This is a genomic window from Streptomyces sp. NPDC051963 (assembly GCF_044593495.1).
GTDB lineage: Bacteria > Actinomycetota > Actinomycetes > Streptomycetales > Streptomycetaceae > Streptomyces.
The window spans coordinates 96,424-116,993 of the sequence record NZ_JBIUCC010000009.1; the positions used below are offsets into that span (position 1 = coordinate 96,424).

At 70.9% G+C, this 20,570-nt stretch carries 20 protein-coding genes; 9 read left to right on the top strand and 11 right to left on the bottom strand.

Translation table 11 applies throughout. The annotated features are described in order from the left end of the window. Positions 1-22: 22 nt before the first annotated feature. The gene (locus ACIHFB_RS34840) at positions 23-2,428 is read right to left on the bottom strand and encodes an MMPL family transporter (RefSeq protein WP_400129178.1); all 2,406 of its coding nucleotides are present in this window, start codon (positions 2,426-2,428) and stop codon (positions 23-25) included. A 169-nt stretch (positions 2,429-2,597) separates the two neighbouring features. On the opposite strand from ACIHFB_RS34840, the gene ACIHFB_RS34845 reads away from it, so the two are divergent. Beyond that, the gene (locus ACIHFB_RS34845; protein ID WP_365280656.1) at positions 2,598-3,287 is read left to right on the top strand and encodes a response regulator transcription factor; all 690 of its coding nucleotides are present in this window, start codon (positions 2,598-2,600) and stop codon (positions 3,285-3,287) included. Continuing rightward, positions 3,284-4,744 carry a sensor histidine kinase gene (locus ACIHFB_RS34850; RefSeq protein ID WP_400129004.1) on the top strand — a complete coding sequence of 487 codons (1,461 nt, stop codon included), beginning with the start codon at positions 3,284-3,286 and terminating at the stop codon, positions 4,742-4,744. The genes ACIHFB_RS34845 and ACIHFB_RS34850 overlap by 4 nt, the downstream gene beginning before the upstream one ends. A gap of 27 nt (positions 4,745-4,771) precedes the next feature. Here the strand turns inward: ACIHFB_RS34850 and ACIHFB_RS34855 are convergent, their stop codons facing one another. From ACIHFB_RS34855 to ACIHFB_RS34865, 3 genes are all read right to left on the bottom strand, one after another. Next, a complete protein-coding gene (locus ACIHFB_RS34855) occupies positions 4,772-5,173 on the bottom strand; it encodes an ATP-binding protein (RefSeq protein ID WP_365280662.1) in 402 nt (133 codons plus the stop codon). A 106-nt stretch (positions 5,174-5,279) separates the two neighbouring features. Continuing rightward, complete coding sequence (locus ACIHFB_RS34860) at positions 5,280-6,560, bottom strand: metallophosphoesterase (protein ID WP_400129005.1); 1,281 nt, start codon at positions 6,558-6,560, stop codon at positions 5,280-5,282. A 73-nt stretch (positions 6,561-6,633) separates the two neighbouring features. Next, entirely contained in the window at positions 6,634-6,876 is a 243-nt protein-coding gene (locus ACIHFB_RS34865) for an SCO4848 family membrane protein (protein ID WP_365280668.1), read from the bottom strand. 91 nt (positions 6,877-6,967) lie between these two features. Here ACIHFB_RS34865 and ACIHFB_RS34870 point away from each other — a divergent pair, with 91 nt between their 5' ends. Beyond that, a complete protein-coding gene (locus ACIHFB_RS34870) occupies positions 6,968-8,242 on the top strand; it encodes a D-alanyl-D-alanine carboxypeptidase (RefSeq protein ID WP_365280671.1) in 1,275 nt (424 codons plus the stop codon). Here the strand turns inward: ACIHFB_RS34870 and ACIHFB_RS34875 are convergent. From ACIHFB_RS34875 to ACIHFB_RS34890, 4 genes are all read right to left on the bottom strand, one after another. Then, positions 8,190-9,107, bottom strand: coding sequence for a YihY/virulence factor BrkB family protein (locus ACIHFB_RS34875; RefSeq protein WP_400129006.1), 918 nt, complete (start codon positions 9,105-9,107; stop codon positions 8,190-8,192). The genes ACIHFB_RS34870 and ACIHFB_RS34875 overlap by 53 nt on opposite strands. After that, a complete protein-coding gene (locus ACIHFB_RS34880; RefSeq protein WP_365281616.1) occupies positions 9,095-9,508 on the bottom strand; it encodes a GtrA family protein in 414 nt (137 codons plus the stop codon). Before ACIHFB_RS34880 ends, ACIHFB_RS34875 begins: the two co-directional genes overlap by 13 nt. A gap of 173 nt (positions 9,509-9,681) precedes the next feature. Continuing rightward, entirely contained in the window at positions 9,682-10,554 is an 873-nt protein-coding gene (locus ACIHFB_RS34885; protein ID WP_400129179.1) for a decaprenyl-phosphate phosphoribosyltransferase, read from the bottom strand. A 190-nt stretch (positions 10,555-10,744) separates the two neighbouring features. Continuing rightward, positions 10,745-11,239 carry a phosphatase PAP2 family protein gene (locus ACIHFB_RS34890; protein ID WP_400129180.1) on the bottom strand — a complete coding sequence of 165 codons (495 nt, stop codon included), beginning with the start codon at positions 11,237-11,239 and terminating at the stop codon, positions 10,745-10,747. A 210-nt stretch (positions 11,240-11,449) separates the two neighbouring features. Here ACIHFB_RS34890 and ACIHFB_RS34895 point away from each other — a divergent pair, with 210 nt between their 5' ends. Both ACIHFB_RS34895 and ACIHFB_RS34900 read left to right on the top strand, forming a co-directional pair. Beyond that, the gene (locus ACIHFB_RS34895) at positions 11,450-12,799 is read left to right on the top strand and encodes an FAD-binding protein (RefSeq protein WP_400129007.1); all 1,350 of its coding nucleotides are present in this window, start codon (positions 11,450-11,452) and stop codon (positions 12,797-12,799) included. 63 nt (positions 12,800-12,862) lie between these two features. Beyond that, on the top strand, positions 12,863-13,618 hold the full coding sequence (locus tag ACIHFB_RS34900; RefSeq protein ID WP_365280680.1) for a decaprenylphospho-beta-D-erythro-pentofuranosid-2-ulose 2-reductase: 756 nt from the start codon (positions 12,863-12,865) through the stop codon (positions 13,616-13,618). 67 nt (positions 13,619-13,685) lie between these two features. On the opposite strand, the gene ACIHFB_RS34905 is transcribed toward ACIHFB_RS34900, so the two are convergent. Together ACIHFB_RS34905 and trpS are read right to left on the bottom strand one after the other, a co-directional pair. Further along, positions 13,686-14,264 (bottom strand): 2'-5' RNA ligase family protein, encoded by a 579-nt coding sequence (locus ACIHFB_RS34905; protein ID WP_365280683.1) that lies wholly within the window; start codon positions 14,262-14,264, stop codon positions 13,686-13,688. 173 nt (positions 14,265-14,437) lie between these two features. Further along, positions 14,438-15,451 carry a tryptophan--tRNA ligase gene (gene trpS / locus ACIHFB_RS34910; protein WP_365280686.1) on the bottom strand — a complete coding sequence of 338 codons (1,014 nt, stop codon included), beginning with the start codon at positions 15,449-15,451 and terminating at the stop codon, positions 14,438-14,440. 100 nt (positions 15,452-15,551) lie between these two features. Between trpS and ACIHFB_RS34915 the strand changes: the two genes are divergently transcribed. The 4 genes from ACIHFB_RS34915 (at position 15,552) to ACIHFB_RS34930 (ending at position 18,674) form a co-directional block, all read left to right on the top strand. Further along, positions 15,552-16,154 (top strand): RNA polymerase sigma factor, encoded by a 603-nt coding sequence (locus tag ACIHFB_RS34915; RefSeq protein ID WP_400129008.1) that lies wholly within the window; start codon positions 15,552-15,554, stop codon positions 16,152-16,154. Next, positions 16,141-17,025: a hypothetical protein gene (locus tag ACIHFB_RS34920; protein ID WP_400129009.1), complete on the top strand. Its 885-nt coding sequence runs from the start codon at positions 16,141-16,143 to the stop codon at positions 17,023-17,025. The genes ACIHFB_RS34915 and ACIHFB_RS34920 overlap by 14 nt, the downstream gene beginning before the upstream one ends. A gap of 93 nt (positions 17,026-17,118) precedes the next feature. Continuing rightward, positions 17,119-17,847: a hypothetical protein gene (locus tag ACIHFB_RS34925; protein ID WP_400129010.1), complete on the top strand. Its 729-nt coding sequence runs from the start codon at positions 17,119-17,121 to the stop codon at positions 17,845-17,847. Between the two features lie 62 nt (positions 17,848-17,909). After that, a complete protein-coding gene (locus tag ACIHFB_RS34930; protein WP_400129011.1) occupies positions 17,910-18,674 on the top strand; it encodes a hypothetical protein in 765 nt (254 codons plus the stop codon). Between the two features lie 207 nt (positions 18,675-18,881). On the opposite strand, the gene ACIHFB_RS34935 is transcribed toward ACIHFB_RS34930, so the two are convergent. Beyond that, positions 18,882-20,333, bottom strand: a complete 1,452-nt coding sequence (locus ACIHFB_RS34935; protein WP_365280697.1) for a glycine hydroxymethyltransferase — start codon at positions 20,331-20,333, stop codon at positions 18,882-18,884. Positions 20,334-20,570 lie beyond the last annotated feature (237 nt).

Here is a 20,570-nt window from a genome sequence, read left to right on the forward strand (position 1 = left end):
ACTCCTCCAGGCAGGCCGGCCGCTAGTTGACCGCGTCCACCTCACCCTCCGCGAGTTCGACGTCGTACACCAACGGCCCGTCCTCCACGACCACATGCCGCGCCCGTGACCCGTACGACGTCGCCGTCGTCGCCAGCAGATACGCCCCCGGCGCCGGGACGGACAGGATGTACGAGCCGTCGGCCAGGGAGGTGACCCGGTCCAGCTGGCGGCCTCCCTTGGACAGGAGGGTCACCGCCGCGCCGTCGACCGGCTCGCCGTCGGCCGTGCGGATGAAGCCATGGATGACGGAGGCACCGCCGCCCTCCACAGCGGCTTCCTCGGGCTCTTCACGCGGCTCCACGGCCAGGTGCGGCAGCCGCTTCTCCAGCCCGGCCGGCAGCCACCAGTTGGAGTTGCCGAGCAGGTGCATCGCGGCCGGTACCAGTGCCGTACGCAGGATGAACGCGTCGAGGGCGACCGCTCCCGCGAGGCCGATGCCCGCCATCGCGGCCTCCAGTTCACCGCTGAGGATGAAGGCGCTGAAGACGCACATCATGATCAGGGCGGCGCAGTTGATGACGCGGCTGGTCTCGGCCAGGCCCACGCGGACCGCCCGCGCGTTGTCCTTGGTGTGCACCCACTCCTCGTGCATGCGGCTCACCAGGAACACCTGGTAGTCCATCGAGAGGCCGAAGAGCAGGGACAGCATGATCACCGGGAGGAAGGCGGCGATCGGGCCTTCCTTGCCGACGCCGAGGAGTTCGGTGCCCCAGCCCCACTGGAAGACCGCTACGAGGACGCCGAAGGACGCGGCCGCCGCGACGAGGTTCATCACCGCGGCCGTCAGGGGCACGACCAGCGAGCGGAAGGCCACCATCAGGAGCAGGAAGCCCAGCGTGATGATCGCCGCGATGAAGTACGGGAGGCGGTCGGCGGTCACCGACGCGAAGTCCTTGGACACCGCCGTCACCCCGCCCACGTGCGCCTCGACGTCGGCCGCGGGGATGACGTCGTCGCGCAGGCGGTCGATCAGCCGGTCGGTCTCCGCATCCTGCGGTGAGGTCGTCGGGACCACCTGGATCACCGAGATGCCGTTCGCGGGCGGCAGTGCGGCGACCTCGGCCACGCCCTCGGTCGACTCGATGCGCGAGACGAGCCCTGTCGTGGCCTCGCCGTCCACGACGACCTGGAGCGGGCCGTTGAAGCCGGGCCCGAATCCCTCGGCGAGCAGGTCGTAGGCCTGCCGGGTCGTCGTCGACTCCTGGTGGTTGCCCTGGTCGGAGGTGCCGAGCCGGATCGACAGGACGGGGATCGAGAGGCCCACCATGACGAGCAGGGCCACGGCGGCGATGGAGCGGGGGCGTCGCTCGACGTACGCCGACCAGCGCGCGGCGAGCCCGCTCACGTTCTCCGGTTCCGGTCCCGCCGCGGCCAGTCGACGTCGCTGCCGGCGGCTGAGGACCCGCATGCCGAGCAGTCCGAGGAGCGCCGGCAGCAGGGTGACCGCGGCCAGCACGCCCAGCACGACGGTCAGGGACGTCGCGATGACCACGCCGTCGAGGAAGCGCAGGTTCATCACCAGCATGCCGGCGAGGGCGATGACCACGGTGCCGCCCGCGAACAACACGGCGCGTCCCGAGGTGTTGAGGGCCTTCACCGCCGCCTCTTCCGGCTTCATCCCGCGCAGGATGCCGCGCCGGTGCCGGGTGACGATGAACAGCGCATAGTCGATGCCCACGCCCAGGCCGATCAACGAGCCGAGCAGCGGGGCGACATCGGGGACGTTCGTGACATGGCTGAGCAGCCCTGTCCCCATCATGCCGATGCCGAGGGCGACGACCGCCACGACGATCGGCAGCAGCATCGCGAAGAACGCGCCGAAGGCGAGGAACAGCACGATCGCCGCCGCCAGGACGCCGACCAGTTCGGAGGTACCCTGGGCCGCCTCCTGGACCCGGGTGATCGCCTGACCGCCCAACTCCACTTGCAGTCCGTCGCGTTCGGCGTCCTGCGCCGTGTCGACGACGTCCTCCACCAGCTCCTTGGGTACGGCGTTCGCCTGCTCGGTGAAGGTGACCTGGGCGTACGCGATCCGCCCGTTCTCACTGATCTGTGCCGCTCCGCCCGCACCCGCGTAGGGGCTGGTGACCTCGCCGACTCCGTCCATGCCCGCGATCTCGTTCAGCGCGGGCTCGATCCGGGACCGTACGGACTCGTCCCGTACCGAACCCTCGTCGGCCTTCCACACGATCGTGTCGGTGTCGCCGGAACTCTCCGGGAAGGCCTTCTCCATCAGGTCGTACGCACTCTTGGAGTCCGTGTTCGGCAGGGAGAAGACGTTCGCGTAGTCCGTGCCCGCGGTCGATCCCGCGAAGCCCACGCCGAACAGTGCCCCCACCCACAGCAACAGGACCACCAGCCGGTGCCGATAGCACCACCGCGCCAATGCCGCCACGCTCAAGCTCCTTTGTCGCTCGGTTCGGTTGGTCCCCCAGGTCCTGGGCAACAGGATTGGCGGCGGCACACGCGCGTGGACATGACCCGCCCATGACTCTCAAGGAACTCCAAAGACCGGAACCGGCCCCGTTGTCAGTGCCCGCGCCGATACTGGGGACATGTCGAAGGCACCGGGCACCGTGCTGGTCGTGGAGGACGAGGAGAGCATCGCCGACGTCCTCGCCATAGCGCTGCGCTACCACCGGTTCGAGGTGATGACGGCGGGCACAGTCCGCGAGGCGCTGACGCTCGCCGAGCACACGCGTCCGGACGCCGCCCTGCTCGACGTCATGCTGCCCGACGGCGACGGGCGGGCGCTGGGCCGGGAACTGCGCGCGAAACGGCCCGACCTGGCGCTGGTGTTCCTGACCGCGCGGGACTCGCCCGCCGAGATCGTCGGCGCCCTCGGCTTCGGCGACGACTACATCACCAAGCCGTTCAACATCGACGAGGTCGTCGCGCGGATCACAGCGGTCCTGCGGCGCACCCGCTCCGCCGACGTCCTCCCCCAGCGCCCGCCGCTGCGCTACGGCGATCTGGAGCTGGACGAGACGACGTACTGCGTGCGCCGCGCGGGCCGGACGGTCGAGCTCACCCCCACCGAGTACGCACTGCTGCGCTTCCTGGTGCGCAACGGCGGCCGGATCGTCCCCAAGGAGCAACTCCTGCGTCACGTCTGGCAGTACGAGCACACACCACCCGAATCGACCGTCGTGGAGACCTACATCAGCTATCTGCGGCGCAAGCTGGACGCCCTGGGCGCACCGGTGATCACCACCCGGCGCGGCGTCGGATACGGACTGGCATGAGTTTCGGGCCGTATCGCTGCAAGCGCGGCGGGATCCACTCGCTGCGCGCCAAGCTGACCCTGGCGAACGTGGCGCTGCTCGCGCTCGGCATCGCCATGGCCACCGCGGTGAGTCTGATGGCCGCACGGCACTATCTGCTCGACAAGGTGGACTCCGAGCTGGTGAGCGAGCGTGCCTCGCTGATGAACGCCGGATTCAACATGGAGCAGATCGAGTCGCTGGGCGAAATGAGCGTCGCCCTGGACAAGTTCGCGGGCAACAACACCGACGCCCTGCCCAACACCGCGTCGTCGGTGTTCGTCGCCGTCGACAGCGCGGGGCGCCCGGTGGCCCTCGGCCCGCTCGCACCGACGTCCCGGCAGCGTGCGGTGGCCGAGGCCGCGGGCGACCCGGCCGCGGTCGCCGCCGAGGCGGAGCCGCAGGACGTGCGCATCGAGGGCGAGTCCTACCGGATGGTCGGGGCGGAGCTGACCGACGGCACGACGATACTGATCGCCACGTCCACCGAGGCCCTGCACGAGGGCATGGCCAAGGCGCTCAAGCTGGACTTCGCCTTCGGCACCGTGCTGTTGGCGCTGCTCGCCTGTCTGACCATGCTGAGCGTGAGCCGTCGGATGCGTCCGCTGGAGGACATGGTGGAGACGTCCTCGGCGATCGCCGAAGGGGACCTGACCCGGCGTGTGCCGTCCAGCCGGGAGGCCACGACGGAGGTGGAGCAGCTGCGGCTGGCCCTCAACTCCATGCTCCAGCAGGTGGAGTCGGCGTATCTCACCCGCGAGCGCAGCGCAGCCCAGCTGCGCCGCTTCGTCGCCGACGCCTCGCACGAGCTGCGCACACCGCTGTCCGCGATACGCGGCTACCTCCAGCTGTTCGACCAGGGGATGCTGACCGAACCGGCCGAGCGGCAGCGCGCCGGGGAGCGGGTGATGGCGGAGTCCGACCGGATGGGGCGGCTCGTCGACGAACTGCTCACCCTCGCCCGTCTCGACCAGCAGCCCGAACTGCAATTCCGGAACGTCGACTTGAGCCGCCTGGTGCGCGACGTCGCCGAGGACCTGCGGGTCCAGCAGCCCGACCGGCCCCTCACGGTCGACGCCGCCGGCTCCCTGCTGGTGCACGCCGACGAGTCGGGGCTCCGGAAGGTCCTGGGCAACCTGGTGGGCAACATACGCACGCACACGGCGGCCGATGTGCCGGCGCGGCTCGCTGTGGAGCGCCGCGACGGCGTCGTGCGGCTGTGCGTCGAGGACAAGGGCCCGGGGCTCGCCGAGGAGGACGCGGCCCGGATCTTCGACCGGTTCTTCCGGGCCGGGGGCGGTGCGGGCAGCGGGCTGGGCATGGCGATCGTGCAGGGGGTCGTACGGGCGCACGGGGGTGAGGTGGCGGTGCGGACGGCGCCGGGTGAGGGGCTGGCGGTGACGGTCACGTTGCCGGTGCGGGCGCCTATACCGTCGTAGCGCCGGAAGCCCACGCGACCGTAGAGGCTAGGAATCGGCCGGCACCAGCGCCCATACGGTCTTGCCGTGTCTGCCGCGGCTCCACACGCCCCACGCCGCCGCGATGTGCTCCACGAGTTGGAGCCCGCGGCCGGTCTCCTCCGACTCGCCCACCAGCCGCAGCCGGGGCTCCACCTGGCCCTCGTCCGACACCTCTATGAGACACGAGCCATCGGCGAGAGCGGTCACCGCCACCTCGAACTCGCGCTCCAGCAGAGGACCGTGGCGTACGACGTTGGTGGCCAGTTCGGACACCAGCAGGACGGCGTCGGACAGCGCGGGGTCGTCCGGGCCGTGTCCCCAGTCGGCCAGGTGGTCGCGCACCCGGCGCCTGGCGAGACCGACGGAAGCCGGATGCCGGGGCAGCCGGAAGGAGTTGCGTCTCAGCACGTCTGCTCCTCATCCCGCACACACCTCCGTCACATGATGCTGCGTGGGGAAGCTACCCGGTGCCGCCCGGCGCAAGTCAAAACCGCGAGATCGCGTCGGAACCGGCTCACGCCTGGCGGGACGCCAGCTCCACCACCGTGATGTCCGACGCGGCCCCCACCCGTGTCGGCGGACCCCAGGCGCCCGCGCCGCGGGTGACGTAGAGCTGGGTGTCGCCGTAGCGTTCCAGGCCTGCGACGGTGGGGTTGGCCAGCTCGGCGAGGTAGTTGCCGGGCCAGAGCTGGCCGCCGTGGGTGTGGCCGGAGAGCTGGAGGTCGACGCCGTGGTCGACGGCGTCGTGGATCTGGACGGGCTGGTGGGCGAGGAGCACGCACGCGCGTGCCGCATCCCGGTCGCCGAGCGCCTTGCCGAAGTCGGGCCCCTGGCCCTCGCTCTCGCCCGCTACGTCGTTGACGCCCGCGAGGTCGAAGTGGGGCAGTTCCGTGCGGGCGTTCTCCAGCGGGCGCAGGCCGAGCCGGCGCACCTCGTCGACCCACTGTTCGGCGCCGGAGAAGTACTCGTGGTTGCCGGTGACGAAGTAGGCGCCGTGCCGTGCCGTCAGCTGCGCCAGGGGTGCCGCGGCCGGACCCAGGTCCTTGACGCTGCCGTCCACCAGGTCGCCGACCACCGCGATCAGGTCGGGCTGGGTGGCGTTGATCGTGTCGACGACCCTTTGCGCGAAGCCCCGGCCGAGGACCGGACCCAGGTGGATGTCGCTGACGACGGCGATCCGGAAACCGTGCGCCGAGCGCGGGAGCTTGGCCAGCGGGACGGTGACGCGCTTCACACTCGGGCCGTTCAGAACGCCGTACGTGCCCACACCGACCGTCCCGACGGCGGCCACCGCCGCGGCGCCGCCGATGACGCGGGAGACGAAGAGGCGGCGGGAAGGGCCGGGCGCGTGGGTGTCGGGCTCCGGGGCGGGCGTGTCGGCTGCCGGGTCCCGCTTGGGGGGCGTGGGGGTGGCCGCGCCGGCGGCTCCCACCGCCACCGGCTCCTCCCGCGACACGGCGGCCCCGGCCGACGCCCGCCGTTCCAGCCACCGTCGCAGCAGCGGTCGTAGGACCTCTCCCACCGCAACCGCGAGGAGCAGGTAGATCGACAGGGCCAGCCACAGGAAGCCCGGCCAGGCCAGCACCTGCTGGAGCCAGAAGGGCGCGCCGGAGCGCTCGGCGACCAGGGCCCCGACCGCCAGTGCCCAGCCGCCGGCAATCACCACCACGCCCATGCGGCGCACCAGGCCCGGGCCCCGGGTCGTGTCGCGGAACAGACGGCGCCAGACGAACCAGTTGCCCGCCACCAACGCGCCCAGCACGAGGAGCGCCACGAGCGCGAAGACGATGACCACGGTGTCGTATCCCTACAGTTGCGGACGGTGCCGTACGGCTTGCTGTTGCGGACGGCGCTTTGCGTCTTGTCGGTTATGACGTTCGGCGCAGTGCTCGAATTCCGCGCAACCCGATGCTTCCGACGACCGTCCCCAATACGAAGGAAACGACGGCGAGCAGCAGGTGCACCCAGAAGTAAGCGGTCGGGTCGCCGGCGTCGTCGAACGCGAGCCCGCTGCCGTCCTTGACGAGGTTCTTGACGAAAGTGATCCAGATGATCCAGCTCCACACCCCGAAAGCGAGCAGGAACCAGGAGACGGGGCGGCTGAGCTTCATGCGTTCAGTATCGCCGCCGTCTGTCCGGATCCGCCGCCGGGGTGAGGCGGGCAGCGGGACTTCCCGGCCCGCGGCAGGTACGTTCTCGACCGTGCCCGCACCCATGAAGACCACCAGGCGATCCCTGCTGGTCACTTCCGCCACGCTGTTGTCCCTCTCGCTGACCGCCGCGCCGGTTCTCGCAGCCCCCAAACCGACACCGTCGCCCTCGGTCACTCCCCCGGCGAAGATGTCGACCGTGGGCGGCGCCCGGCTCGGGAAGGCCGGGACACAGGTCAATCTCGCCGGCGGGGTGCCGGTGCTCCCCAAGGGTCTGTCCGCGCGGTCGTGGATCGTCACCGACGCCGAATCGGGTGATGTGCTGGCCTCGCACAACGCGCACTGGCGGCTACCCCCGGCGAGCACGATGAAGATGCTGTTCGCGGACACCGTGCTGCCGAAGTTCCCGAAGACCATGAAGCACCAGGTAGTGCCCAGCGACCTGGCCGGCATCGGCACCGGATCCAGCCTGGTCGGGATCAAGGAGGGCGAGTCGTACACGGTCCACGACCTGTGGCTCGGCGTCTTCCTGCGGTCCGGCAACGACGCCGTGCATGTGCTGTCCGCGATGAACAAGGGCGTCGCCAACACCGTCAAGCAGATGAACGCGCACGCCGACGAGCTCCAGGCCCTCGACACGAACGTCGTCAGCCCCGACGGCTACGACGCGCCGGGGCAGGTGTCGTCCGCGTACGACCTGACGCTGATCGCCCGCTCCGGGCTCCAGAAGAAGGACTTCCGCGAGTACTGCTCGACGGTGAGCGCGAAATTCCCGGGCCAGACAAAGAAGAACAGCAAGGGCAAAACGGTCCGCGAGAAGTTCGAGATCCAGAACACCAACCGGCTGCTGACCGGCGACAGCGACATCTCCCAGTACCAGGGCATCGCGGGCGTCAAGAACGGCAACACCACCAACGCCGGCGCCACCTTCACCGGCGTCGCCGAGCGGAACGGCAAGGTGCTGCTGGTCACGGTCATGAACCCGGCGAAGAACGGGCACAACCAGGTCTACAAGGAGACCGCCGCGCTCTTCGACTGGGGCTTCAAGGCGGCCGGCAAGGTGAAGCCGGTGGGCGAGCTGGTGGCGCCGCGCGGTGCCGCGCAGTCCAGCGCCCAGCCGGGGGCGAACGATGCCGGTGAGGCCGGTGGTGCCGGGGACGCGTCCGCGAAGCCGGTGGCGGGCGCCGCGGCCGAGAGCGGTTCCGGCGGGGTCGGGGTCGCGTTCGGGATCATCGGCGGGGTGCTGGTGCTGCTCGCGGCGGGCGCGTTCCTGGTCAACCGCCGGTGGCCGCTGCCTGATCTGGTACGTCGTCGGACTCGTCCGTAACCTCGGCGATCTCGGTCTCCTCGCTCCCCGTCGCCGTCCACGCGGCACAGAACAGGACCAGCTTCGAGGTGAAGTTGATCCACAGCAGCAGGGCGACGGGGACGCCGAACGCGCCGTACATGCTCTTCGCGGCCACGCCCTGCATATAGCCGCTCAGCAGCAGCTTCAGCAGCTCGAACCCGATCGCGCCGATCAGCGCCGCCACGATCAGCCGGCGGCGCGGCGGTTCGACGCCGGGCAGCAGGGTGAGGACGTACAGGAGCACCAGGAAGTCGGCGAGTACGGCGACGACGAACGCGGCGGCACGCAGCAGGAGCCCGCCCCAGCCGTCGCTGTCGATGCCGAGCTGGTCGGTGATCCAGCCGACCAGCGCGGAGGCGACGGTGGAGACGGCGATCGTGACGAGGAGCGCGCCGCCGAGCCCGAACAGGATGCCGGTGTCCTTGGCCTTGCTGAGGACCGGGTTCTCCTCGCTGTCGGGCAGCTCCCACACCGCGCGCAGACAGTCCCGCATGGAGCCCACCCAGCTGATGCCGGTGAACAGCAGGACGACGCCGGCGATGAGGCCGACGGTGCCGGCGTTGGCCACCAGGCCGTCGATGTTGAGCTGGTCGGAGATGCCGGGCACCTGATCTGCGATCTTGTCCTCCAGCTCGCTCTGCCGGGACGTGCTGAGGGTCGCGGCGGCGATGGCGGCGGCCACGGTCAGCAGCGGGAAGAGCGCCACGAAGCTGATGAACGTCATCGCGGCGGCCAGCCGCGTCCACTTCACCCGGTCGAGGCGCTCGTACGACCGCCACGCGTGCGTGGTCATCAATCGGGCCACCAGCGGCCCGACGACGGGAAGCTTTTTCAGCCAGTCCATGATCCGACTCTGCCCTCGTTGCGGAATACCAATGTCCGAGTGCCCCAAAATCGCAGGACAGTGGCGAGCGCCATGCCGATTCCGGCGCCGGAGACGGTATCCGCGCGCTGCGAGGTGAAGCCGAGGCCGTAGTGGCTGACGGCCAGGCACAGAAGCTGGACGAGGGCACCGGCGGCGTTCACCGCGAAGAACACGGCGAACGGGCGCAGGCCCCGGCGGCCGGTGTCCCGGTAGGTGCCGTACGCGTTGCCCACGTAGGCCACCGAGCAGCCCGCCACGAAGGAGATCGCCTTGGCGGTGAGGGGTTCGAGACCGGCGGGTCCGCGCAGCCAGGTGAACAGGGCGAGGTCGACGGCGTAGGCGAGGAGGCCCGCGGCGGCGAAGCCGAGCGCTTCGCGGATGGTGCCGGGATGGGTCGTCGGTCGGGTGCGGGTCCGTCGTGGCTGGTCGCTCCCCCAAGTTCTCGGCTTCGCTCGAACCCGGGGGGACCCCCATCGCGGCGGAGCCGCATGTCGATACGCCCCGCGCCCCTTGGGGGCGTTGTCCGACCGCGACTGACTTTCTGCGGGCGCGTCTACCAATTGGCCACCGCCAAGGCGTACATCGCGAGCCATGCCAGGGCGATGAGTGCGAGGGCGCGGTCGCGCAGGACGACGTCCTCGGGTTCGCCCGCGGTGCCGCGGTCGGCGAAGACGGCGTATCTGAGGATCGCCACGATGAAGGCGACCATGGACAGCTGCCGCCACGGGAGCACACTGGTGTGCGGGACGCCGCCCTCCTCCAGGGCCCACAGGCAGTAACCGAGGACCGCGACCCCGGCCGCCAGTTGCCACACGAAACGCAGGTAGCCGGTGGTGTATTCGCTCAGCAACGCGCGCGTGGCGCCCTCCTTCCCTGCCATCTGGACGGCTTCGGAGTAGCGCTTGGCCGACACCATGAACAGGGCCCCGAACCCCGTGGTGATCAGAAACCAGCGCGACAGCGGGATACCGAGCGCGAGCCCGCCGACCACCGCCCGCATCAGGAAGCCGGTCGTGACGACGACGAGATCCACGACCAGGACGTGCTTGAGGCTGATGCAGTACGCCAGTTGCATGCCGATGTAGGCCGTCAGCAGCGTCGCCACGGCGGGTGTGGTCAGCCAGGTCGCCGCGATCGGCGCGAGGACGGCGAGGGCGCCGCCGACGGCGTACGCGAGCGGTACGGGGACCTGGCCGGCGGCGACCGGGCGGTGGCACTTGGTGGGGTGGGCGCGGTCGGCCTCCGCGTCGCGCGCGTCGTTGATCAGGTAGACGGCGGCGGCACAGGCCGTGAACAGCGCGAAGACCAGCGCGATTCGCGTGAGCGCGCCCGGCGCGAGCAGTTGACCGGCGGCGGCAGGGGCAGCGACGACCAGGACGTTCTTGACCCACTGTTTGGGGCGTGCGGTCGTGAGGAGGGCGCCCAGGAGGGTGCGGTTGGGGGGCGGGACGGGGCGGTCGTGGGGGCTACGGCGGTGGAGGGTGTGTTGGCCCTGGAGGGGTGGGTTGCCGGTGGGGTACGCGCCGTTGGCCGGGCGTGTGGTGTCGGTGAGGGGCGCGCTGTTGATCGCGTGCGCCGTGCCGGTGGCGTGCGCGGTGTTCGTGAGAGGCGCCGTCTCAGTCACGCGGGCCGCCCCCTCGCATCCAGCGCGCCCCGATACGTGCCGTGAGCGCGCCGAGGGCGGCGCCCGCCGCCACGTCGGAGGGGTAGTGCACGCCGACGACCAGGCGGGAGAGGCACATGGCGACGGCGAGCGGGGGGACGAGCGGGGCGCCGAGGGCGCCGTAGGCGACGGCGGCCGCGGCGGCCGAGGTGGCGTGGGAACTCGGGAAGGAGTGCCGGCCGGCGGTGCCCACGCGGGGTGCGAGATGCGTGGGGCGCGCCCGGCGCACAACGCGCTTCACGCCCATGCTGGCTACGTGCGCACCTGCGGTGAGCGCCGTTCCCCGCAACCAGGCGCCGCGCCGAGCGCCGTCCACCGCCGCCCCCGCGAGACCGGCCGCGATCCACAGTGCACCGTGCTCACCGGCCCAGGACAGGGCACGCGCGGCGACCGCGACGCGCGGGTCCGCACCGTAGGCGTGGAATGCCGAAAGGATTCGGTGGTCCATGGTGTCGGGGGAATCCGGATGAGCAGAACGTTCGGTCGTGCCGCGATCGTCGATGTCGTCGAAGGTCTTGAAGTCGTCCACTGGACTCACTGTTCACGCCACCATGGACGAAACTCTGACAATATTGAGCGACATCCAATTAATCACCCATTTCGGGGAGTAGCGGAATTTTACAAACAGGCCGACATATAGGGGCGATACGGTCACAGCATGTCTGCCGACACCGTTTCCGTCACGGGATGGGGCCGCACCGCTCCCACCGTCGCCCGTCTGATCCGTCCACGGACGTACGAGGAGGCCGCGGCGGCCGTCCGTGGCTGCGGGGCCCGCGGCGGCATCCCAAGGGGGCTGGGACGGGCGTACGGGGACGCGGCGCAGAATGCCGGCGGGTCGGTGTTCGACATGACGGGCCTGGACCGCATCCACGCGATCGACGCGGACGGCGGCACCGTCCTGTGCGACGCCGGCGTCTCGCTGCACCGCCTGATGGAAGTCCTCCTGCCACTCGGCTGGTTCGTCCCCGTCACGCCCGGCACCCGCCATGTGACGGTCGGCGGCGCGATCGGTGCCGACATCCACGGCAAGAACCACCACGTGTGCGGCTCGTTCTCCCGGCACGTCCTGTCGCTGGAACTCCTCACCGCCGACGGCGAGATCCGCTCCGTCGCCCGCGGCACGCCCCTCTTCGACGCGACCACGGGCGGCATGGGCCTGACCGGAGTGATCCTGACCGCGACGGTCCAGCTCCAGCCGGTACGGACCTCGCTCATGTCGGTCGACACCGAACGCGCCACGGACCTCGACGACCTGATGGCCCGTCTGACCGCCACCGACCACCACTACCGCTACTCGGTCGCCTGGATCGACCTCCTGGCACGCGGAGCGGCGACAGGCCGCGCGGTGCTGACCCGCGGTGACCACGCACCCCTCGACATGCTGCCCGCACGCGCGCGTAGAGCCCCCTTGGCCTTCCGCCCCACCCAGCTGCCGGCCGCACCCGCCCTCCTCCCGCAGAGGCTGCTCAGCCGCACCACCGTGAGCCTCTTCAACGAGCTCTGGTACCGAAAGGCGCCACGCGCGCGTACCGGTGAGCTCCAGAAGCTCGCCACCTTCTTCCACCCCCTCGACGGCGTCCCCCACTGGAACCGCGTCTACGGCCGCAGCGGCTTCGTGCAGTACCAGTTCGTCGTCGGATACGGCCAGGAGGACGCGCTGCGCCGGATCGTGCGACGCATCTCCGAGCACCGGTGCCCGTCGTTCCTCGCCGTCCTCAAGCGCTTCGGGGACGCCGACCCGGGCTGGCTCTCCTTCCCCCTGCCCGGCTGGACGCTGGCCCTGGACATCCCGGCCGGACTGCCCGGGCTCGGCGTCCTTCTCGACGAACTGGACGGGGAGGTGGCCGCGGCGGGCGGGCGCGTCTACCTGGCCAAGGACTCCCGGCTGCGCCCGGAACTGCTCACCTCGATGTACCCCCGGCTCGACGGGTTCCGTGCTCTGCGCGCGGAGCTGGACCCGCGCGGGGTGTTCGTGTCGGACATGTCGCGCCGGCTCGGTCTCTGACGAGTCGAGTCCGCAAGAGCCCCCTGAGTGTCCGTGAGAGTCGACTCATCCCTAGGAGCTGTCGTGAAGGACGCCTTCGGCATCCCTCAGTCCCTGCTCGTCCTCGGCGGTACGTCCGAGATCGCGCTGGCCACCGCACGCCGCCTGATCGCCCGCCGCACCCGCACGGTGTGGCTGGCGGGCCGCCCGACGCCCGCGCTGGACTCGGCCGCCGCCGAACTGCGCGCCCTGGGCGCCGACGTGCACACCGTCCCCTTCGACGCGCTCGACCCCGACTCCCACGAGACGGTGCTCGGCAAGGTCTTCGCCGAGGGCGACATCGACATGGTGCTGCTCGCCTTCGGGATCCTCGGCGACCAGGCCCACGACGAGCGTGAGCCGGCCGCCGCGGTACGGGTCGCGCAGACCAACTACACGGGCGCGGTGTCGTCGGCGCTGGTCTCCGCGCGCGCGTTGCAGACCCAGGGCCACGGCTCCCTGGTCGTGCTCTCCTCGGTCGCCGGCGAGCGCGCCCGCCGGGCCAACTTCATCTACGGCTCCAGCAAGGCCGGCCTCGACGCCTTCGCCCAGGGCCTGGGCGACGCGCTGCACGGCACGGGCGTGCACGTCATGGTCGTACGCCCCGGATTCGTACGGTCGAGGATGACCGCCGGTCTGGAGGAGACACCGCTGGCCACGACCCCGGAGGCGGTCGCGACGGCCATCGAGCTGGGGCTCAGGCGGCGTTCGGAGACGGTATGGGTGCCCGGGGCACTACGGCTGGTGATGTCGGCGCTGCGGCATGTGCCACGGACGGTGTTCCGGCGGCTGCCGATCTAGGACCGCCGGGACCGGCACGGAGCGCCTGTGCCGAAGGTGGCGTCGGTCGCCGCTTTCGGCGCGCGCCCTAGCGGGCCGGCAGGGAGCCGCGCTCCACGTGGCCCGGCTGCGACGGCACCACGGCGCCCCCGAAGGCGAACTCGCGCAGCTTGCGCCACACCCCGTCGGCGCCCTGTTCGTAGAGCGCGAAGCCGGTGCAGGGCCAGGCGGCGGCGTAGTCGTCGAGTTCCTCGAAGGCGCGGTCCATCGCCTCGTCGTCGATGCCGTGCGCCACCGTGACATGCGGGTGGTACGGGAACTGCAGTTCGCGCGCCACCGGACCGGAGGCGTCGCGGATCTGCTTCTGCAGCCAGGTGCAGGCCGAGGCGCCCTCGACGACCTGGACGAACACGACCGGGGACAGGGGGCGGAAGGTGCCCGTGCCGGACAGCCGCATCGGGAAGGGGCGCGCCGCCGCGGCGACCTCGACGAGGTGCGCCTCGATCGCGGGCAGTTCGCCGTCGTCGACCTCTGTCGGCGGCAGCAGGGTGACATGCGTGGGGATGCCGTGAGCAGCGGCGTCGCCGAAGCCCGCGCGCCGCTCCTGGAGCAGGCTGCCGTGAGGCTCCGGGACCGCGATCGACACACCGATCGTTACGGTCCCCACGTCGTCTCCTGTCGTCCTGTCGGTTCGTCCGGTGAACAGGGGTGACCGCTGGTGCGGCCATCCGGCTATCGACTGTACGGCCACGGCTGTGCTGCGGGCAGGCGCAAGCGTAGTGATGTGCAGCGCTGTGCGGTGGTACGGCTCTCGTGCCTGCGGCGGTGCCGTGGTGCGGGCTAGTGCTTGGCGGGCAGGAAGCCCACCCTGTCGTACGCCTGTGAGAGGGTCTCCCCGGCGATGACGCGCGCCTTCTCCGCGCCCTTGGCCAGGATCGAGTCGAGCGTCTCCGGGTCGTCCAGATACTGCTGGGTGCGCTCGCGGAACGGCGTCACGAACTCGACCATGACCTCGGCGAGGTCCGTCTTGAGCGCACCGTAGCCCTTCCCCTCGTACTGCTGCTCCAGTTCCGCGATACCGGTGCCGGTGAGGGTCGAGTAGATGGTGAGCAGGTTGCTGACGCCCGGCTTGTTCTCGGCGTCGTAGCGGATGACCGTGTCGGTGTCGGTGACCGCGCTCCTGACCTTCTTCGCGGTGGCCTTCGGCTCGTCGAGCAGGTTGATCAGCCCCTTCGGGGTCGATGCCGACTTGCTCATCTTGATCGACGGTTCCTGGAGGTCGTAGATCTTCGCCGTTTCCTTGAGGATGTACGGCTTCGGGATCGTGAAGGTCTCGCCGAAGCGGCCGTTGAAGCGCTCGGCGAGGTCGCGGGTCAGCTCGATGTGCTGGCGCTGGTCCTCGCCGACCGGAACCTCGTTCGCCTGGTAGAGCAGGATGTCCGCGACCTGGAGGACCGGGTAGGTGAACAGGCCGACGCTGGCGCGGTCGGCGCCCTGCTTGGCGGACTTGTCCTTGAACTGGGTCATCCGGGAGGCCTCGCCGAAGCCGGTGAGGCAGTTCATGACCCAGGCGAGCTGGGCGTGCTCGGGGACATGGCTCTGGACGAAGAGCGTGCAGCGCTCCGGGTCGAGCCCGGCGGCGAGGAGCTGGGCCGCGGCGAGGCGGGTGTTGGACCGCAGCTCCTTCGGGTCCTGCGGGACCGTGATCGCGTGCAGGTCGACGACCATGTAGAACGCGTCGTGGGTCTCCTGGAGGGCCACCCACTGGCGGACGGCGCCGAGGTAGTTGCCGAGGTGGAACGAGCCTGCGGTGGGCTGGATTCCGGAGAGCACACGGGGACTATCAGAGGCCATGTTCACCATTCTCTCAGGTCCCAGGGGGCGATCCGGAACCGGCTGAGAACTGGCCGGGAACAGGTGGGAACCGATCCGGCTCCGGCGGTGTAACAAGACTGTGAGGACGCGGGAGGGGGGCCGCATCGTCGATGAGGCAGCGGTGATCGCACGCGTACGCGCCGGAGAGCCGGAGGCGTATGCGGAGCTGGTGCGGGCCCATACGGGCATCGCCATGCGTGCGGCCGCGGCGCTCGGGGCGGGTGCGGACGCGGAAGACGTGGTGCAGCAGGCCTTCGTGAAGGCGTACTGCGCGCTGGGACGGTTCAGGGACGACGCGGCGTTCAAGCCCTGGCTGCTGTCGATCGTCGCCAATGAGACGAGGAACACAGTGCGGACGGCAGCGCGTCAACGCACGCTCGCCGGCCGTGAGGCGTCGTTCGTGCAGGCGGAGCCGCTGATACCGGAATCGGCGGACCCTGCGGTCGCGGCTCTGGAGATAGAGCGCCGGGTGGCGCTCCAGTCCGCCCTGGAGAAGCTGAGCGAGGAGCACCGCCTGGTCGTCACCTATCGCTATCTGCTGGAGATGGATGAGTCGGAGACAGCCCAGGCCCTGGGCTGGCCCCGGGGCACGGTGAAGTCCCGGCTCAACCGCGCATTGCGGAAGCTGGGCAGACTGCTGCCGGATTTCCAGCCTCGGGAAGGAGGTGATGAGCATGAATGACGGACGCGGGCCGTACGACGACCGGGACGGCGGTCGGCGACGCGGCGACGGCGCACGGCTGCCGGAGGAGCTGCGCGCGCTGGGGCGGTCGCTGGACCGGCCCGGAGCCGACGGTTCCGAGACGTCCGAGACGATGGTCGAGCGGGTGCTGGAGCAGATACTCGCCGAGCATGTGCCCGTGCCGGTGGCCGAGCCGCCGGGCGGCGGTGAGCGGCTGCGGGCGGTCCGGAGGTGGACGCGGGTGCGGTGGCGCTCGCTGACCGCGGCCCTGTGCGGTCTGCTGACGGTGCTGATGCTCACACCTCCGGTGCGGGCCGCGGTCTACGACTGGTTCGACTTCGGCGGGGTCGAGGTGCGGTACGACCCGTCGGCGGTGCCTTCTCCCGGCGCCGAGGTGCCCGGCTGCGGGCGGTCGGTGTCGCTCGCGGAGGCGGAGCGGCGGACCGGGTTCGAGCCGCTGGTGCCGGACGAGTTCGGCACTCCGGACGCGGTGACGGTGACGGACGAGCCACAGGGCCGGTCCCTGGTGACGCTGTGCCGACGGGTGGACGGGCGCACGATCCGGCTGGACGAGTACCCGGCCCGCCTGGACGTCGCCTTCGCCAAGAGAGTGCGCGAACAGCCGGAGTGGCTGGCGTTGAGCGGCAGTCCCTCGGAGTGGGCCCTGTGGTTCCCGCGGCCGCATCTGCTGAGCTTCTGGCTGGTGGACGAGGACGGCGACCGCTATACGCGCAAGGAGCGGACGGCCGGTCCGACGCTGCTGTGGATGCACCGCACGGACGGCGAGGACGTGACACTGCGGCTGGAGGGGGTCACGTCGATGGAGCGGGCGGTGGAGATCGCGAAGTCGCTCGGGAAATCCTCAGAATAGTGCGGGAGAGGTGGGAACCCAGGCGGGTCGGGCGGTGTACCAGAAGTGACACGCGGCTCGCGGACGAGCCGCACCGGACCGCTGGGGGACCCCATGGTGAGGATTCGTCAACTGATCGCTACGGCAGGGATGTTGGGCGCCGTCCTGGCTCCGATGCTGCTGTGGGCACCGCCCGCGTCCGCCGGGGGACCGACGAGCGTGCTCGTCGTCTCACCGACCACCCAGAAGGCCGTGGGGCTCTACACCACATCTCCGGAGTACGGCCGGCTACAGAATCTGCTCGATCAGTCGGGCAGCGGTCGCGGCGCAGACGCGCAGGCTCGTGACCTTGCCGCCGGCTCGGGCGACCAGGTCAACATCACCTGGATGATCCACGACGTGACGCCCTGGCGGCAGGACACCGTGCTCGTGGGCTACGACGGCGACATATTGATCAACACGGCAAGGGGCACGCCTCCCGAAGGAAGCGACCAGTGGCGCAGGCCTCAGCAGCCGACGCAGCTGCGGGCCCTGCTCACAAAGGTGGGCGTGATCGGCAAGGCCGCGCACCAGGGATCCGTCGGCGTCGCCCCGGCGCCGGGAGAGTCGACCGAGGCCGCTGCGGGCACGGACGACGCGGCGAACGAGGCGGCCACCACACCACGGGCAACCGCCACGGGCGGAGCCGATGACACCGAGTGGTGGTGGGCGCTCCCGGGCGCTGCTGCGGGAGCCGTGCTGGCGCTGGTGCTGCGACCGTTCGCCTCGCGGAGGCTGCCCCTGCCGCAGCTGCGCGGGGAGCCGGAGCCGCGACAGGAACTGCGCGACATCCGAGGCCAGTGAATCAGCGGAGAGTCCGGAAGCTCAGAAGAGGGGGGACAGCGGTGAAATCGGGAGGGGGACGCATGCCACACCGTCGCAGACGCGCAATCGGGCGACTCGCCGCGCTGGCACCGGTCCCGATGGCGCTGGCTCTGTTCACCGCACCCGCGGTCGCCGCGCCGGAACCGGGTGGGGACATCCCCGACCTGGCGGTCGTGACGGCGAACGGCACGGGCAGGACCACGGTGCTGCGCTCCGGCGAGCGGGAGTTCGCCGATCTGTGGCAGCTGCTGCAACCGACCTACGTCGGGACTGAGCGGGTGCCGGACGAGTGGTTCGAGGGCCGGTATCCGCCCGTGCGGATCATCGTGGTCTGGGGGATGACGGGGATCGGCGGCTGGCCGCAGTCCAACCGGCCGCCGGGCGGTGATGTGGCCTTGGAACGGCAGGACCAGCTGTTCATGGCCGGTGACGGCACCCCCTGGGTCCGCTCGGATCCCGCGCCGGATGTGCAGGACGACGACATCCGCTGGCACCGGGCGCCACGCTCGGTCTTCGCGGACCTGGACACGACGGGGCTGCTGGGCACGGTCGGAGACGGGAGGGCATTGGATACGGGTCCGGATGCGGCCTCGGGTGCGGCGGGTGCAGGTTCGGCGGAGGACGGCGCGGGCAGGGCCGGTGACACGCCCGTACAGGGGTCGGGCGATGTCTGGTGGGCTGTGCCGGGGCTGGCCGTCGGTTTCGTGACCGGTGTCGGCGGCACCCTGCTGATACGCCGCGCGGCGGCCGGGCACGAGGCCGGGCCGCCGCGGGACGGGCCACGACAGGAGCTGATCGATCTCTGAGCCCCGTCGATCGGCCTCCGGGGGGAGGCCGATCGAGCACACGGGTTTCGGGGCCTTGGCCTCCGGCGCCGGTCGCGGGGAGTTGTCCCGTCGGTGGCGTGGGCTGCGGGCGCCGGTCCAGGAGATCGGTGCGCGGCTTCCGCCAAGCCCGCCGGTCCAGCGGACCCGTCCCCTCCGTGGCGTCGGCTGCCGACGCCGGTCGGGGCCTCAGCCCAGGTCGATCTCCGGGTACAGCGGGAAGCCGGCCACGAGGTCGGTGGCGCGGTGGGAGATCTCTTCCGCGACCTTGGGGTCGAGGATGTGGGCGGCCTTGGAGGGGGCGCCCGACTTGGTGGTGCCGGGCTCCGTGGTGGTGAGGACGCGGTCGATGAGGCCGGCGACCTCGTCCATCTCGGCGGTGCCCAGGCCACGGGTGGTCAGAGCGGGGGTGCCGATGCGGATACCGGAGGTGTACCAGGCGCCGTTGGGGTCGGACGGGATGGCGTTGCGGTTGGTGACGATGCCGGAGTCGAGAAGGGAGGCCTCGGCCTGGCGGCCGGTGAGGCCGTAGGAGGAGCCGACGTCGATCAGGTTGAGGTGGTTGTCGGTGCCGCCGGTCACGAGGGTCGCGCCCCGGCGCATCAGGCCTTCGGCGAGGGCGCGGGAGTTGTCGACGATGCGCTGGGCGTAGTCCTGGAAGGAGGGCTGACGGGCCTCGGCGAGGGCGACGGCCTTGGCGGCCATGACGTGCGGGAGCGGGCCGCCGAGGACCATCGGGCAGCCGCGGTCGACCTGGTCCTTGAGGGAGTCGTCGCACAGGACCATGCCACCGCGGGGGCCGCGGAGGGACTTGTGGGTGGTGGTGGTGACGATCTGGGCGTGCGGGACCGGGTCGAAGTCACCGGTGAGGACCTTGCCGGCCACCAGGCCCGCGAAGTGCGCCATGTCCACCATCAGGGTCGCCCCGACCTCGTCGGCGATCTCCCGCATGATCCGGAAGTTCACGAGACGGGGGTAGGCGGAGTAGCCGGCGACGATGATCAGCGGCTTGAACTCGCGGGCCGACACCCGCAGCGCCTCGTAGTCGATCAGGCCGGTGGCCGGGTCGGTGCCGTAGGAGCGCTGGTCGAACATCTTGCCGGAGATGTTCGGGCGGAAGCCGTGGGTGAGGTGGCCGCCGGCGTCCAGGGACATGCCGAGCATGCGCTGGTTGCCGAAGGCCTGGCGGAGCTCGGCCCAGTCGGCCTCGGAGAGGTCGTTGACCTGGCGGACGCCGGCCTTCTCCAGGGCGGGGGCCTCGACACGGGCGGCGAGGACGGACCAGAAGGCGACGAGGTTGGCGTCGATGCCGGAGTGCGGCTGGACGTAGGCGTGGCGGGCGCCGAAGAGCTCGCGGGCGTGCTCGGCGGCGAGGGCCTCGACGGTGTCGACGTTGCGGCAGCCGGCGTAGAAGCGGCGGCCGATGGTGCCCTCGGCGTACTTGTCGCTGAACCAGTTGCCCATGGCGAGCAGGGTGGCCGGGGAGGCGTAGTTCTCGGAGGCGATCAGCTTGAGCATCTCGCGCTGGTCGTGCACCTCCTGGCCGATGGCGTCGGCGACGCGCGGCTCGACGGCGCGGATCACGTCGAGGGCGGCGCGGAAGGCGGTGGACTCGGTGGAGAGGGGCTGCTGCTCTGACATGTCGTCGGCCTCCGGGCGGCGTGGCTGAAGCGGTCACGGTTCACGGTTCGGCCCAGGCGCACGGCACTCGCTCGTCGGGCCCAGGGGTCAGGCCTTGGAGGGCCGCTCCCCGATGGTCGGTCCCATCCCAGCGCGCCAGTCACGGCCCGCGATCAGCCTACCGGGCGCATGAGTCGGCTCGGCTCCCGCGTCCGGCATCCGAGCGACGATAGGAAGGGGGTCCGCCTCATGTTCGGG

Coding starts and splice junctions, on each gene's coding strand:
- ACIHFB_RS34845 (WP_365280656.1), top strand. CDS start 2,598: ATGTCGAAGGCACCGGGCACCGTGCTGGTCGTGGAGGACGAGGAGAGC.
- ACIHFB_RS34850 (WP_400129004.1), top strand. CDS start 3,284: ATGAGTTTCGGGCCGTATCGCTGCAAGCGCGGCGGGATCCACTCGCTG.
- ACIHFB_RS34865 (WP_365280668.1), bottom strand. CDS start 6,876: ATGAAGCTCAGCCGCCCCGTCTCCTGGTTCCTGCTCGCTTTCGGGGTG.
- ACIHFB_RS34875 (WP_400129006.1), bottom strand. CDS start 9,107: ATGGACTGGCTGAAAAAGCTTCCCGTCGTCGGGCCGCTGGTGGCCCGA.
- ACIHFB_RS34890 (WP_400129180.1), bottom strand. CDS start 11,239: ATGGACCACCGAATCCTTTCGGCATTCCACGCCTACGGTGCGGACCCG.
- ACIHFB_RS34895 (WP_400129007.1), top strand. CDS start 11,450: ATGTCTGCCGACACCGTTTCCGTCACGGGATGGGGCCGCACCGCTCCC.
- trpS (WP_365280686.1), bottom strand. CDS start 15,451: ATGGCCTCTGATAGTCCCCGTGTGCTCTCCGGAATCCAGCCCACCGCA.
- ACIHFB_RS34920 (WP_400129009.1), top strand. CDS start 16,141: ATGAGCATGAATGACGGACGCGGGCCGTACGACGACCGGGACGGCGGT.
- ACIHFB_RS34925 (WP_400129010.1), top strand. CDS start 17,119: ATGGTGAGGATTCGTCAACTGATCGCTACGGCAGGGATGTTGGGCGCC.
- ACIHFB_RS34930 (WP_400129011.1), top strand. CDS start 17,910: ATGCCACACCGTCGCAGACGCGCAATCGGGCGACTCGCCGCGCTGGCA.
- ACIHFB_RS34935 (WP_365280697.1), bottom strand. CDS start 20,333: ATGTCAGAGCAGCAGCCCCTCTCCACCGAGTCCACCGCCTTCCGCGCC.